The organism is Flavobacterium sp. NKUCC04_CG (assembly GCF_019345525.1).
GTDB lineage: Bacteria > Bacteroidota > Bacteroidia > Flavobacteriales > Flavobacteriaceae > Flavobacterium.
This window is the reverse complement of record NZ_JAHKRA010000008.1, coordinates 15242-29834: the sequence shown is the minus strand read 5'-3', so window position 1 is coordinate 29834 and position 14593 is coordinate 15242. Positions and strand designations below refer to the sequence as shown.

Annotated in this window: 13 protein-coding genes and 1 tRNA gene; all 14 read right to left on the bottom strand. The window is 37.6% G+C overall.

Features of this window, described 5'->3' with window-relative positions; genetic code table 11:
• Positions 1–10 precede the first annotated feature (10 nt).
• The gene (locus KO524_RS07925) at positions 11–1120 is read right to left on the bottom strand and encodes an efflux RND transporter periplasmic adaptor subunit (RefSeq protein ID WP_219292714.1); all 1110 of its coding nucleotides are present in this window, start codon (positions 1118–1120) and stop codon (positions 11–13) included.
• 189 nt (positions 1121–1309) lie between these two features.
• Positions 1310–2206, bottom strand: coding sequence for an AraC family transcriptional regulator (locus KO524_RS07920; protein ID WP_219292712.1), 897 nt, complete (start codon positions 2204–2206; stop codon positions 1310–1312).
• Positions 2207–2426: 220 nt separating this feature from the next.
• Entirely contained in the window at positions 2427–3074 is a 648-nt protein-coding gene (locus KO524_RS07915; RefSeq protein ID WP_219292710.1) for an alpha/beta hydrolase, read from the bottom strand.
• Between the two features lie 2 nt (positions 3075–3076).
• A complete protein-coding gene (locus tag KO524_RS07910) occupies positions 3077–3412 on the bottom strand; it encodes a hypothetical protein (RefSeq protein ID WP_219292708.1) in 336 nt (111 codons plus the stop codon).
• Position 3413: 1 nt separating this feature from the next.
• A complete protein-coding gene (locus KO524_RS07905) occupies positions 3414–4664 on the bottom strand; it encodes a dihydroorotase family protein (protein ID WP_219292706.1) in 1251 nt (416 codons plus the stop codon).
• Between the two features lie 122 nt (positions 4665–4786).
• Positions 4787–5545, bottom strand: a complete 759-nt coding sequence (locus KO524_RS07900; protein ID WP_219292704.1) for a carboxypeptidase-like regulatory domain-containing protein — start codon at positions 5543–5545, stop codon at positions 4787–4789.
• A 69-nt stretch (positions 5546–5614) separates the two neighbouring features.
• Positions 5615–7504: a DEAD/DEAH box helicase gene (locus KO524_RS07895; protein ID WP_219292944.1), complete on the bottom strand. Its 1890-nt coding sequence runs from the start codon at positions 7502–7504 to the stop codon at positions 5615–5617.
• Positions 7505–7597: 93 nt separating this feature from the next.
• A complete protein-coding gene (locus tag KO524_RS07890; protein WP_219292702.1) occupies positions 7598–8173 on the bottom strand; it encodes a non-canonical purine NTP diphosphatase in 576 nt (191 codons plus the stop codon).
• A 54-nt stretch (positions 8174–8227) separates the two neighbouring features.
• A complete protein-coding gene (gene recG / locus KO524_RS07885; protein ID WP_219292942.1) occupies positions 8228–10333 on the bottom strand; it encodes an ATP-dependent DNA helicase RecG in 2106 nt (701 codons plus the stop codon).
• Between the two features lie 366 nt (positions 10334–10699).
• Complete coding sequence (locus KO524_RS07880) at positions 10700–11731, bottom strand: cytochrome-c peroxidase (protein ID WP_219292700.1); 1032 nt, start codon at positions 11729–11731, stop codon at positions 10700–10702.
• 465 nt (positions 11732–12196) lie between these two features.
• A tRNA-Val gene (locus KO524_RS07875) sits at positions 12197–12274 on the bottom strand.
• A gap of 70 nt (positions 12275–12344) precedes the next feature.
• Entirely contained in the window at positions 12345–12719 is a 375-nt protein-coding gene (locus KO524_RS07870) for a DUF4258 domain-containing protein (RefSeq protein WP_219292698.1), read from the bottom strand.
• Between the two features lie 249 nt (positions 12720–12968).
• Positions 12969–14165 (bottom strand): alanine dehydrogenase, encoded by a 1197-nt coding sequence (locus KO524_RS07865; protein ID WP_219292696.1) that lies wholly within the window; start codon positions 14163–14165, stop codon positions 12969–12971.
• A 6-nt stretch (positions 14166–14171) separates the two neighbouring features.
• Positions 14172–14591 (bottom strand): tRNA (adenosine(37)-N6)-threonylcarbamoyltransferase complex ATPase subunit type 1 TsaE, encoded by a 420-nt coding sequence (tsaE, locus tag KO524_RS07860; RefSeq protein ID WP_219292694.1) that lies wholly within the window; start codon positions 14589–14591, stop codon positions 14172–14174.
• Between the last annotated feature and the right edge of the window lie 2 nt (positions 14592–14593).

Below are 14593 nucleotides of genomic sequence, written 5' to 3'. Positions count from 1 at the left end.
TTTTATCGCTTTATTTGGTGGTTTTAATCTCTTGAGTTGCTGTTTTTTGTAAAATCGGACTACCCGGTTGTAGTCTTTCAAATCCGCTGATTATATATGTATCACCCGCTTTAATTCCACCGGAAACAATATAGTTATTGCCCGATTTTCCCGCTACTTCAATAGGTAGCTGCACTGCATTACTATGTTCATCTACAGAGAATACAAATACTTTATCTTGCATAAACAGCGTCGATGCGATCGGTATCAGTATCACATCGTTATACTTTTGAGTCATTACTATTTTGCCAGTATTGCCACTTCTTAATAGCGATTTGGGGTTGTCAAATTTGGCTCGAAGGATGATGGAACCGGTGGTTTTATTAAATTGTCCGTCAATCGCGTCAATCTTACCGGGAAGTTCGTACTCTTGACCGTCTGCAATTAACAGTTTAACGGCAGCTATGTTGGTCAGTTTTTGTTCTTGGGTATTTCCTTCATATTGATTTTGAAATCGAATATATTCTCCCTCGCTTAAACTAAAATAGGCGTTGATCTTACTGATGTCAGTTAGAAATGTTAAAGGGTCTGGGGTAGTTGGTGTAATTAAACTTCCCAAGCGGAAGGGTATTCTACTGATATAGCCGCTAACAGGCGCTTTGATCGTACAGAAATTCAAATTTATCTTAGACAATTCGGCTTGTGATAAGGCTCCCTTATAGGTCGCTTCGGCTTGCTGCACTTGCAAGTCTGATACAATTTTACTCTTCAGTAATTCCTTTTTTCGATCCAAATCAATCTTTGCAGTAGTTAAGTTTGCTAAACTGTTGTTGTATTGTTCTCTGTAAACACTGTTTTCGATTTGAAAGAGAATTTGCCCTGCTTTTACGTAGGATCCTTCATCTATAAGAATTTTTTTGAGATAACCCGACACCTGAGGTCGGATCTCTACATTGGTCACTCCTTCCAAACTAGCAGCATAGGTTTGTGTTAGTACAGCAGTGTCTTGTCTGACAACTTCAACCGGAAGTTCTGGAACAGCACCTTCGTAGGTTTGTTTGATTTGATTTTTAGTACATCCCGCTAGAAGAAGCAAGGTGAAAATAAGTCCAGCGGACTTAAAAGTAGAGAAGCGATTCATCGTTTTTTGCTTTAGTGATTATTTAATCGATGGCAAATTTCGATTATATAAAACCGCATGAAAAACTCATAAGTCGCTAAAATTTGTCTATAAGTCGCTTAAAGTAATTGAGACTTTTTTCTTTGTATTATGGTATATGTAAGACTGTGGAACGTGTAAAATAGATGAGATATGCCCAAAAAGACCGGGTTAAAAAAGGTCGTTTTTTTTGTACAATGACGGAGTTTTTCCCGAGTGTTTTTTAAAAAACTTACTGAAAACTGCCTGGTTAGAAAAATTCAATATAACCGTAACTTCATTGATGCTTATTGCGGTGTTTTTAAGTAATAGTTTAGCCTCAATTAGCAATACTTGATTGATGATATCGCGGGGTGTTTGCGACATGGTTTTTTTAATAATACGACTGAGGTACTTTCTGGTAACAAATAACTGGTCGGCATAAAATTGTACATCGTGGTGCTCCTTAAAATGCGTTCGGACTAAGGAGAAAAATGCTGTAGTGAGTTCCTCTTCACGAGAGGTATTTGGCGCAAGGTTGGTTTCTTTAAAATAATTGTTTATTTCGTAAATCATCAGTGAAAAATGATGCCAAATCATTTCTGCAAAATAGTAGTGAGTGGTCTCCGGTTTATTGAGTTGTTGAAGTTCTTGGATATGAAATAGAAGCCTTCTAAACAGGGATTCTTTCTGTTGAATTACATTGGAGGGGTTATTCGACAGGCTTTTGAGTATGTCGTTGGATTTATAGTTGTATCCCGCGACCGAAATATAATCCACGGAAAAGAAAATCTGTTTGGCATTATAATCATCGGATATAGCGTTCACTCTGAAAATTTCGGAAGGTACACAAAATAGAATATCTCCTTTGGAAAGATGATAAGCCGTTTCTTCAACGCCAATATTATAATCACAGGATCCTTCCATCACCATAATTACTCCAAAATAGTCGGCTTTATAATAGGATTCGAGTTTTAGGGATAAATTGTTGTGGTTGGTGTCAAAAATAAAATAATCTTTTGTTTTTACAATAGTCGTGAATTGCTCGATAAGCTCATTCATGGAAAGTAGCGAAATGGATTTTATCATCTTTTATGAGCTTTATATACCGGTCAAAAGTAGTTTATTATTTTGAAAAACCGCGTTGAAAAAGGGAGCTTATCTGTGACTGCACTGTGAGTAAGTGTTTTTAATTCATTAGTCCAGACCCGGGCAATAACCGCTTTGGTATAAAAGAAAAACCATCGTTATAAAAAGTATAAAACGATGGTTGCATCTCTTAAAATATGTATGTTAAGCAAGGCTAGCCTTAGTCTTTAAGTATAAATTGAAGTAAATCCTTAAAGTTTTGCGGTGCTACACCATGTCCAACGGGGTATTCTTTATATTCAAATGGAATGTTTAAGCTTTCAAGTACAGCCGGAGTTTTTCGTGCCCATTCTACGGGTACTACTTGGTCAACTGAGCCGTGCGAAACAAAAAATTGCAATTTTGATAAATCGTTAGTTCTATAATCTGGAGCTACTATATTTGGATTAAAATACCCGCTTAAAGCAATGGTTTTATCGATTTTTTCAGGATAAGTTAAGGATACGGCATAACTTAAAATAGCGCCTTGGCTAAAACCAATTAGGCTAACTTTTTGAGCGTCAATCGGGTATTTAGCAATCATCTCGTCGATGAATTTCACGATTAAATCGCGAGAACTAATGGCTTGTTGGTCGTCTGAAAATTTGTTTTGATCGGCGTCAAAATTAATGGCATACCAAGCATTTCCATAGGGAGGCATGGGGTAGGGGGCTCTTACAGAAATCACATAATGCGTTTTTGGTAATTCAGAAGCAAAGGAAAATAAATCTTCCTCATTACTGCCATAACCGTGAAGTAATAACAGCATAGGATTTTTATCTAAAATAATTTCGGGTTCGCGAACCAAATAAAACAGAGAAGTATTCATAATTATGCGGATAAATTTTTAAACCAAACTTGAAATTTAGGACCTAAAAAAGGAACGGTATGATAGATACCTTGAACTACTCCTAAAAAACTATAGGTCCAAAAAATAAAGATAAACAAGAAGAACGCACTAGAAATCATCCAGCTATCAAAATAACCTATAAAGTAGGCCAATGCATAAAAAATAATATGGATTCCAAAAGCTTGCTTAATATAGAAACCGGCAAATGTACTCCGGGGTTCCTGATTCATAAAAATCGCTATGATGGCTCCGATAATCGTAAAGTGAGCTATAACAGCGGTTGTCTTTCCTTCAATAGGTGATTTTTTTGTTTCCAATTTATTTTAAAATTAATTGATTTTGGTTATATATTCCATAAACGCGCCCTTGCATGGGTTGATTTAGGAATATAGCATTTTTGGATTTGGATAAAATACTTTCCGCACTGAAAGTATGGGTTTCCGATGGTGTAAACAAAGTTAAACAAGCGGTTTCGCCTACGGCTATTCGGTTATTTGGAATTTTAAAGATGTTTTTTGCAGCGGTTAGTTTTTGAACGACAACAGCAAGAGGTAAAACCGTCATCAAAGCGCCAAAGATGCTTTCTAAACCGATGCTTCCGTTACTGGCGTTGTCAAATTCCAATTTTTTGTGTTCGATATCTAAAGGATTATGATCCGATGTGATGCAATCAATAGTACCATCGATTACCGCTTCAAGCAAAGCCTTTCTGTGTGTTTCATCGCGTAGGGGAGGTGTAACCTTGTACAGTGTGTCAAAGCCCTTTAAAACTTCGTCGTTTAAGACTAAGTGGTGTGCGGTAGCGCTACAAGTAACTTTTAAACCTTTTGCTTTTGCTTCGCGAATTAATTGTACACCATTTTTGGTAGAAACAGTTGGGATATGCATTTTTCCTCCTGTATATTCTAATATATAGAGATTACGGGCTATTTGCAATTCCTCTGCCAAGGCAGGGATTCCCTTTAATCCCAATTGAATACTCACATCTCCTTCGTGTACCACACCATTTCCTTTGATGTCTTGATCTTGGGAATAGGCGATGATTAATGCGTCGAAATCTTGTGCGTATTGCAGTGCTATTTTTAGGAGATTGCTATTTTTTTGCGACTTATTATAATCACCAAACGCAACGGCTCCAGCATTTTGCATATCGAATAACTCAGCCATATCCAAACCTTCTGCCTTTTTGGTTAGGGCGCCAATCGGATAAACCGTTGTTGCTGCTCCTACGGCTTTTTGTTTGATAAAGCTTACAATGCTTTGACTGTCGGTCACCGGATTGGTATTGGGTTGTAGCGCAATATGTGTAAACCCACTTTTGGCTGCAACGGATATACCGTGCTGTAGGGTTTCTCTTTCTTCATAACCCGGTTCACCGAGTGATACGGAACTGTCCATCCAACCTGGTGAAAGGTGTAAGTTTTCGAGTTCTATTTCAGTGAAGTCGCTAGCCGTGATGTTTTTGTCTATAGCAATAATTTGGTTGTCTTGAATTTGAACATCGGCTATTTGAAGGTGAAAGGGGCTTTCGGAATCAATGATTGTAGCTTTTTTTAAAATGATATTCATTCTTATGCGGTATTGATTAGGTGTTAATAATGGATGTGGTGTTTGTCTGTACAAAAATATGGTTATTTTCAAACTAAAACAGGGCTGTCTAAAAGAATTGCAAAAAAAAAATGCATCCTTAATTAAAGGGATGCACTAGATTTAGATTTTGATAAAACCCGGGCTTGATCATAACACTCGTTTAAGGCTATGTAAATTTGATAGTCTGTAGCTGTATAGATAAACTGATCGGAATTGTTACAACCTTGTAAGGTTTTAACAATATCGTCCTTAGAGATACCTAAAAGTCCACAAATCGTTTCGCGATCATAACGGGATTGCAATAGGGCAATCATGTTTTGATCTTCTTTAATGGCACTAATTTTTTTGAGGTTTGACGACTTGCCTTTAAACAAATTATAAACCGCATCTACTGGACTAAAGAAAGTACCAATAGTAGAGGTAAAGTAAGGTTGTTCGTTGTTTCGTCTAAAACGGTTAAAGTCCATTTTCTCATTTAGAGCAATCAACTTGGTATCTGCTTCTAGAAAACCGGTAAGTTTGTATCGTTTGATAACAATCTCATTCATTTCAATCGATTTCTCGGTCAAATAAACTTTTAAGCGATCGTCGTTCAACCAATCGTTGGTCACGCGAATTTTTATGGAGATATATCCCGGATATGAAAAGTGAATCGAATCATTAAGTGCTGCCTCAATTTTAAAGGAACCATCCGAAGCGGTGGTTGTACCTTTAACCTTGGTCAAGTTGATAACGTTCACATCTTCAACGGGAAGAAAGGAAATGTCGTTGAGTACCGTACCTTTAATAATTGCTTTTTGTTGAGCAAAACTAGTGGCTGTGGTAACGACTAAAAATAAAAAAACTGTAAAATATCGCATGTTATAAAAGATTGCTCTAAAATAATGGATATTTTACAGTTTTGAGTATTATTTTGTAAATATTAACAATTAACTTCTACGAGGTCTTCTAGCGAAGCCACCACCGGTGCTGCTTCCACTATCCGATCTTCTTCCGCTACTGCTACTGCTGCTTCTTTCGTTTCTAGGTTGACGATCTCTATCAGAAGAAAAACCTCCTCTAGATGAAGAAGAAGATGATCTTCTTTCACCACCACCATTAGATGAACGGAATCCACCGCCGCCGCCACTTCTGCGTTCTCCGCCTCCGCTGCGACCGTTATGGTCTCTTCTTGGACTTCCACCTCTTGAGTTTCCACCTTCATTTTTAGAAATCTCAACATTGACTTTACGGCCTTCATGTTGGTATCCATTTAAAATGTCCATTACTTTGTCAGAATGTTCTGCTTCTGTATTAAAGAAAGAGAAACCTTCTTTAACGTCCACTTTAAATAAATCGTCTTTTCCTAAATCTAAAGTTTCACGTAAGAAATCTTTAAGACTCATCCAATCGAAATTATCTCTAGTACCTAAGTTAACAAAAAATCTAGTCGATGATCCGTTGTCCGTGTAGTTTGATGCAGATTGACTGCTACGCTCACGGTCATTAGATGACGATTGTTGAGAAATGTTGTTTGCTTTTTTGTAGTAATTTAAGAAACGATTAAATTCAACTGAAATCATTTTTTTAATTACGTCTTCTTTTGAAAGATCTTTCATCACTTCGTAAATAGCTGGAAGATAAGTTTCGATTTCAGCATCTACTTCTACATCTTTAATCTTATTTGCTAAGTGGAATAATTGAACTTCACAAATCTCAATACCTGAAGGAACTGGTTTCTCTTCAAATTTTTGTTTGATGATACGTTCAATTTGCGAAATTTTTCTCAATTCACTTTTAGTGATAATTACTAAAGAAGTACCCGATTTTCCGGCACGTCCTGTTCTTCCACTACGGTGAGTATAAGTTTCAATCTCATCTGGTAATTGGTAGTTGATTACGTGAGTAATATCATCTACGTCAATACCACGAGCAGCAACGTCAGTTGCTACTAACATTTGAATTTGTTTACCACGGAATGACTTCATTACGCCGTCGCGTTGTGCTTGAGATAAATCTCCATGTAAAGCAGCCGCGTTGTAACCATCTTCTACCAATTTCTCGGCAATGGCTTGGGTGTCGCGTTTTGTTCTACAAAACACAACAGAAAAAATGTCTGGATTAGCATCCGCTAAACGTTTCAAAGCTGCATAACGATCTCTAGCTCCTACCAAGAAAAACTCATGGCTGATGTTGGCGGAACCTTGATTCTTATGACCTACAGTTATCTCAACCGGGTCTGTCATGAACTCTTTTGCAATTCTTGAAACCTCAATAGGCATGGTTGCAGAAAATAACCAAGTGTTTTTGTCGTCTGGTGTATCAGATAAAATAGAAGTAATGTCTTCATAGAATCCCATGTTTAACATTTCATCTGCCTCATCTAGTACACAAAACCGAATGTTTTTAATGTTAATCATACCGCGATTAATCATGTCTTGCAATCTTCCAGGAGTGGCGATAATAATTTGCGCCCCTCTCTTTACATCTCTGGCTTGTTCTGTAATACTAGCACCACCATAAACAGCTACAGAGTGTAAACCTTTTACGTATTTCGAGTATTGTTTGATTTCATTCGCAATTTGCAAGCATAATTCTCTCGTTGGAGATAGAATGATACCTTGTGTTTGCTTGTCATCAACGTTGATTTTTTGAATTAGAGGAAAACCAAAAGCTGCGGTTTTCCCAGTCCCAGTTTGGGCTAACGCAACTATGTCAGTATTTTTTTCTAATAATAAGGGAATCGCTTTTTCCTGCACTTCAGACGGATTTTCAAATCCTAGATCTTTAATCGCCAGCAATAGCGACTCATTTAATCCTAATTGTTCGAATTTATTCATATAAAATTTAAAATAGCGACAAAGATACTGCAATTTGACGAAAAACAATACATCTGAAACTATTATTAATATAATATTTATATAGAAGCTAAATTATTGGCTTTTTAAAAACGCAATTAATTCAGCAACGGCCTTACCGCGGTGGCTCATTTGATTTTTTTCCGTCATGCTCATTTCTGCAAAGGTTTTTTTCATTCCAAGAGGCTTAAATACAGGGTCATAGCCAAAACCATCACTGCCGATGCGCTTAGGAGTGATCTCTCCATCTACTATACCGCTAAACATTTTGAGTTGGCCGTTTACATGTAATGCAATGACTGTTTTAAAGTTAGCTTTTCTATCCGTATGGCCCTCAAGGTCTTTTAATAGTTTGTCGATATTGTCCGAATCGTTACGTTGTGGACCTGCAAAACGTGCAGAATATACACCTGGTGCACCGTTTAATGCATCAACTTCGAGTCCGGTATCGTCTGCAAAACAGTCGTATCCGTAATGTCTTTTGATAAAATCGGCTTTTTGTAAAGCATTTCCCGCTATGGTATCAGAAGTTTCCGGTATATCAATGACACAACCGATATCTTCTAAACTTAAAATTTCAATAGTTGGAGGCAACTGATTTCGGATTTCAGCTATTTTATTTTTGTTATTCGATGCAAATATGAGTTTCATCTGTAAATCGTTTTAGTAAGGAGTATAGAATCCTATGGTTTTTTAATTGTAATGTTAACTGATGTAATTCCAAATCGAACTTTTCTTAGATAGTTCAATCAGCTGTGTTTTGAGAAGTTGGTTTTCGGCTTGCTCTAATTTAGGGTCCGCTTTAAGTAATATAATAGCATGATGACGTGCGAGTTGCAGTATATCTTGGTCTCGTACCAAATCGGCTATACGCAGTGCCATAACACCACTCTGCTGTTTACCCATCAAATCTCCTGGACCACGCAGTTTTAAATCGACTTCTGAAATTTCAAAACCGTCGTTGGTTCTACACATGGTTTCCATTCTGATTTTTGAATCGTTACTCAATTTAGCACCCGTCATTAAGATACAATAGCTCTGTTCGGCTCCACGACCAACTCTACCGCGCAACTGATGCAATTGCGACAATCCAAAGCGCTCAGCACTCTCTATAATCATCACACTGGCGTTGGGTACGTTAACGCCTACCTCAATTACTGTCGTGGCTACCATTATATTGGTTTGCCCTTGAGCAAAGCGTTCCATCTCTCGATCTTTCTCCGCAGCTGTCATTTGTCCGTGTACTATACTGATGCTGTATTCCGGTAATGGAAAATCTCTCGAGATTCCTTCGTAACCTTCCATTAAATTTTTATAATCCAGGGTTTCACTTTCCTGTATTAAGGGATAAACAATATAAATCTGACGACCTTTCGCGATTTCATCTTTTATAAAACGCCAAACACTGAGGCGTTTACCTTCGAAACGATGCACGGTTTGTATGGGTTTTCGTCCAGGTGGCAGCTCGTCTATAACGGATATGTCTAAATCACCGTATAGGCTCATCGCCAAGGTACGGGGAATAGGGGTAGCTGTCATTACTAATATATGAGGGGGAATGGTGTTTTTTTTCCAGAGTTTGGAACGTTGCTCTACACCAAATCGATGTTGTTCGTCGATAATGGCTAATCCCAAGTTTTTAAATTTGACTTTATCTTCAAAAAGTGCGTGTGTACCGATAAGAATCTGCAAATCGCCAGATTCTAAATCGGTGTGAATAATCCTGCGTTCCCCAATCTTAGTCGATCCGGTTAGCAATTTTACATGAATGCCCATTGGGGCAGCCAATTCACTAATACCTACAAAATGTTGATTGGCTAAAATTTCGGTGGGGGCAACGATACAAGCTTGAAAACCGTTGTCCAAGGCTAGTAAAGCACTCATAAAGGCTACTATGGTTTTTCCAGAACCCACATCTCCTTGAAGAAGCCGGTTCATTTGTGCCGGATTGCCCAGGTCGTTTCGAATTTCTTTTAATACCTTCTTTTGTGCATTGGTCAATGGAAAAGGTAAGTGATTTTGATAAAAATCGTTAAACAATACACCGACTTGATCAAATGGAAATCCTTTTATTTTGTTTTTACGGCTAACATTTTTTATTAATAACTGCAATTGAATAAAATACAATTCTTCAAATTTTAAGCGAAATTGCGCTTTGGCAAGCATTTCGGAGTTTTTTGGAAAGTGTATGTTAAACAAGGCTTCGCTACGACTCATCAAATCGAGCTCCTCAACTAATGACAGCGGCAGTTGATCAACAAATAGGGTATGAGCTTCAATAAAAACCTGTTGCATTAATTTATTAGCTACGCGATTGGTTATGCCGCGTTGAACGAGTTTTTCTGTTGACGGATATACCGCTTGCATGGCTGAGCGTAAGTTTTTTTTATGTTCTTCAACCAATTCCAAATCGGGATGAGGCATGGAAAACGTATTGTTGTACACATTGGTTTTTCCGAATGCCACGTAAGGGGTGTTGATTTGGAGGGAATCCTGTATGTATTTTGTCGCCTGAAACCAAACCAATTCAATTTGTCCGGTTCCGTCTGTGAAAGTCGCTACCAATCGTTTGCCGCGCTGTTGGCCAACTGTTTTAATGTGAATGATTTTGCCTACTATTTGAACTTCACTGCTAGTTTGGATTAATTCATTGATTTTATAATAGCGGGTTCTATCCATATACCGATTGGGATACCAATGCAGTAAATCTTTGTATTTAAAAATCTGTAGTTCTTTCTTGAGTAAGTCTCCTCGAGTAGGACCTACGCCTTTTAAGTATTCTATAGGTGTTTCAAGAAGATTGTTTTGCATCATTTCACATTATAATTGACGAAGATAAGGTTTTTGTCGATTTTCAAGAAAGGATTGCCGCATAAAAAAGATTGTAATGTGTTTTTGTAAGCTTTATTTCATCTCTATAACCAGGGGATTAAATAAGTGTTATGAAAAATAAATAGGGTATCGCGTTGTCTAGGTGTAGGTTTTGGACTAAGAGGTTTGCTTACCCGCTCCAAATACATGAGTAATGACACCGTTTGGACGCAAAAAGTAGATTTTAGATAAACAATGATACGATATTTAAGCAGTCGAATACGGTTTTAAGCTATAGTTTACACTGCCTATATCGTATAGCAGGCAGTGTAAACACTATTGATGAATAGCCATAGTTGATATGGCCTAAATTTCGTGAGGAGATTTTTTGTCCTCATCGCTGATATCAGCGGTTAATGTTTTAAGGAAAGCTGCAATATCACTGATTTGCGCTGCACTTAAGTCGATATTGGTTTGCGCTTTGGCCATGATTTGAATGACTTTTTCTAATGATTCGATTGAACCGTCGTGCAGATAAGGTGCTGTTTTAGCAACATTTCTAAGTCCGGGAACCTTAAAGATATATTTATCAGCTTCTTTTTGGGTAAGGTCGAACAAACCGTTATCTATTTTGTCGCATTGTGTTAATGACCAATAATCGGAATAGACACCAAATTTTTGCATGATTTGACCACCTATAGCGATTCCGTTGTGACAAGTGATGCAGCCGGTATCTATAAATGTCGAAAGGCCCCTTTTCTCTTGGTCGTTAAAAACGGTTTCATCACCATCCAAAAATTCGTCAAAACGACTCTGGGGATTTAACTTTCTTTCAAAAGCACCAATGGCTTTCGTAATGTTGTTGTAAGTAATAGGGTCAGTACTGTCGGGATATACTTTACTAAACCATTTCTGATAAAAATCGATTTGCTTTAATTTGTTTACCAAATATTCTTCGCTCGGTATATTGTGTTCGACTGGATTGAGTATTGGGCCGCCAGCTTGTTCTTCAACGTCTTTGGCACGACCATCCCAGAATTGCATTTGATGCAAAGAGGCGTGAAAGACAGTAGGGGAGTTTCGAGCACCTAAAGTACCGTTGTCTCCAGGAGAAGTGGCTAAGTTGTCTACGCCAAAGGTATTTAGGTCATGACAAGAGTTGCAACTGATGTTTTCTTTTTTGGATAAACGTTTGTCAAAATAAAGCATTTTTCCCAGTAATGCCTCATTGGGATTGATTTCTTCGTACTCTTTGGAATTGATTGATTTAAAATAAGTGGTTGCTTTTTCGAGTAATTCTGATTTGGGTAGCACGGTTTGCGATTCAAAGGAAGTGTCCCTGTTTTTTTTACACGAAATAGATAGTGTTAGCAAACTAAAAAGTAGTATTTTTTTCATCTCTGATAAATTATAATTAGCCTATTTATTCTCTTACTATATAAAGTTAATAGAAGAACAAATGGGAAATACTAACATTTATCATGTTAAAATTATATTTTTTAGATAAGATATGTTTGTTTTTTATATAAATCAGGGTTAAAAAAATTAGACAATTAAATTTTAAAAGGATTTATATATTTAATGTAAGGGATGTTAGTGGCTATAGCCCGTGATAAATACAACTAAAACATAATGCATTAAAATCGCAAAGTTATAGCAGTTTTCGTTAAGGTAACGGATTGTAAAATATTGTAATTTATACCAATAACATCAATCGGTTGCAGTGAAATTTGTGCGTGACCAGTACAAAATATTTGACAGCAGCAAGCAAAAAAGAATTCCTTAGTGTAAAGACGGTTATTTATAAATCGTATTTCTATATCATAAAAAAAGGACAAAGAAGAAAAACTTCTTTGTCCTTAATGGTGGGCGATGAGGGATTCGAACCCCCGACCCTCTCGGTGTAAACGAGATGCTCTGAACCAACTGAGCTAATCGCCCTTATGTATCCTTGAATACGAGTACAAATATACGCTAAAAATCATATTCTGCAAGGGTTTGCTAAAAAAAATTACCCTTTTCTAACGTCTTTTAAAACTACCTTATCATCGTAATTGATCATTTCTACGATAATCGGCTCATTCTTAGTGTTCTTTCCCTTGATGACATATATCTTGCCGTTTTGAAAATCTTTTTTACTGTTTTCAAAATCAACTTTTCCGTAGGTCAAACAATTCCGAACATCGTCTATATTTACCCAATCTTCTTTTAATTCTTGTTCCGCACTAGCAGACAACATTAAAGGTTTAGTTCGTAAATCTTGCAAAACACGACAATTTGGTAAATAACAGAAAGTGGTTTTTTTCTGTCCAAATACAAAAACTAAAAAAAGCCCTCCAATTAAAAAACCAAATAAATAGTATGCTAAACGCTGTGTGAATTTCATGTTGAATTGTTTTTCTGCAAAATTAGCAATTCAGAATTGGAAAACTAAGGTATTTTTGGAAAATAATTCTTTTAAGCCTATTCGCAGATACGCAGATACGTCTATAAGCTGATGAGCGAATAGGCTTTTACGCTGATACATCTATACGCGGATGGGCTTATAAGTGTATATGCGAATAGATTGAATGGCAGATCCTTTTTACGAGTAAGGGCGAATACGCGTATATGCGAATGGGCCTATAGGCTAACATCAAAACATAAACAACCCAATATCCTTGTATTCTAAATCATACCAGTCTGCAACGGATTTATGGGTAATTAATCCTTTGTAAACATATATTCCACTGCGAATGATCGATTCATAAGTGATGGCTTGTTCAAGTGTGCCGCTTTCTGCAAAATCTATAATAAAAGGTGTTATAATATTACTGATTGACATAGAGGCGGTTTTGGAATATCTCGAGGTAATATTGGGGACACCATAATGAATCACGCCGCTTTTGACGATGATGGGATTCTCGTGTGTCGTTATTTCAGAAGTCTCAAAACAGCCACCGGTGTCGATGCAGACATCCATAATGATCGCACCTTTTTTCATATGATCGACCATGGCTTCAGATACGACAATCGGAGAACGGTGTTTGCCGCGAATGGCACCAATAGCAACATCGCAGCGCATTAAGGCCTTTTGCAGTAGTTTTTCCTGTATGGTTGAAGTAAATATCCTATAGGGTAAATTGTTTTGTAAGCGCTTTAGTTTTTCAATGGAATTATCAAAAACCTTCACATTGGCACCGAGTCCTATAGCAGTTCTAGCGGCGAATTCCGCTACAATACCAGCGCCGATAATCACTACTTCCGTTGGAGGCACGCCGGTGATGTTTCCAAACAACAATCCTTTGCCGTTCTTTAATGACGTCATCAGTTCTGCCGCAATTAATACGGATGAAGTACCTGCTATTTCACTTAAGGCGTGTACCGCTGGAAGTGAGCCGTTTTTGTCTTTCATAAAGTCAAAAGCTAAGGCTGTAATTTTTTTATTTGACAGGGCTTCAAAATAGGCTTTACAGCGCGACTTGATTTGTATGGTTGACCACAAGCAACTGCCGGGAACCATCCATTCGATTTCTTCAAAGGTAGGAGGTACCACCTTGACTATCATCGGGCAAGCAAACACCTTTTTGGTGTCTTTTGTAATTTCAGCTCCGGCTTTACTGTACTCCAAATCCGAATAATTAGAGGCTTCGCCAGCACCAGACTCGATCAATATCCGATGACCATAAGAGGCTAAAGTATGGACGGACTCCGGAGTGAGGCAAATTCGCTTTTCATTTTTGATGTTTTCTTTGGGAACGCCAATAAATAAGGAACTCTTAGACTTCTGTATCAATAAACGCTCTTCCTGAGGAATCAATTCGTGAGAGGAAAAAGGGGTGGTTCTAGCCATAGCTGATTAATTTGAACGGTTTTCTAAAGTTATGCTGCGCTGACCATCTGCTCGTAGTTCCAAATAAACTTCAGAACGAATCTCAGGTATAATGTTGGGCGTGTTTTCAGGCCATTCGACAAAACACCAGTTTCCCGAGTCAAAGTATTCATCCAATCCCATATCATAGGCCTCGGTCTCATCATCTATACGGTAGAGGTCAAAGTGATACAATATACCGGCTTGCTGAGAATGGTATTCGTTAACGATGGAAAAGGTAGGGCTGTTGGTAGCGCCTTCTACACCGAGTTGAGCGACTAAAGCTTTAATCAGTGTGGTTTTTCCTACGCCCATACCGGCATGAAATAAAACTACCTTTTCTAAATTACTCGCCAACAATTCTTGAGCAACCGCATCGATTTGATCTAATGAAAAAACTCTTTCCATCT

Coding starts and splice junctions, on each gene's coding strand:
- KO524_RS07905 (WP_219292706.1), bottom strand. CDS start 4,664: ATGAATATCATTTTAAAAAAAGCTACAATCATTGATTCCGAAAGCCCC.
- KO524_RS07880 (WP_219292700.1), bottom strand. CDS start 11,731: ATGAAAAAAATACTACTTTTTAGTTTGCTAACACTATCTATTTCGTGT.
- tsaE (WP_219292694.1), bottom strand. CDS start 14,591: ATGGAAAGAGTTTTTTCATTAGATCAAATCGATGCGGTTGCTCAAGAA.
- KO524_RS07920 (WP_219292712.1), bottom strand. CDS start 2,206: ATGATAAAATCCATTTCGCTACTTTCCATGAATGAGCTTATCGAGCAA.
- recG (WP_219292942.1), bottom strand. CDS start 10,333: ATGCAAAACAATCTTCTTGAAACACCTATAGAATACTTAAAAGGCGTA.
- KO524_RS07915 (WP_219292710.1), bottom strand. CDS start 3,074: ATGAATACTTCTCTGTTTTATTTGGTTCGCGAACCCGAAATTATTTTA.
- KO524_RS07900 (WP_219292704.1), bottom strand. CDS start 5,545: ATGCGATATTTTACAGTTTTTTTATTTTTAGTCGTTACCACAGCCACT.
- KO524_RS07890 (WP_219292702.1), bottom strand. CDS start 8,173: ATGAAACTCATATTTGCATCGAATAACAAAAATAAAATAGCTGAAATC.
- KO524_RS07925 (WP_219292714.1), bottom strand. CDS start 1,120: ATGAATCGCTTCTCTACTTTTAAGTCCGCTGGACTTATTTTCACCTTG.
- KO524_RS07865 (WP_219292696.1), bottom strand. CDS start 14,165: ATGGCTAGAACCACCCCTTTTTCCTCTCACGAATTGATTCCTCAGGAA.
- KO524_RS07870 (WP_219292698.1), bottom strand. CDS start 12,719: ATGAAATTCACACAGCGTTTAGCATACTATTTATTTGGTTTTTTAATT.
- KO524_RS07895 (WP_219292944.1), bottom strand. CDS start 7,504: ATGAATAAATTCGAACAATTAGGATTAAATGAGTCGCTATTGCTGGCG.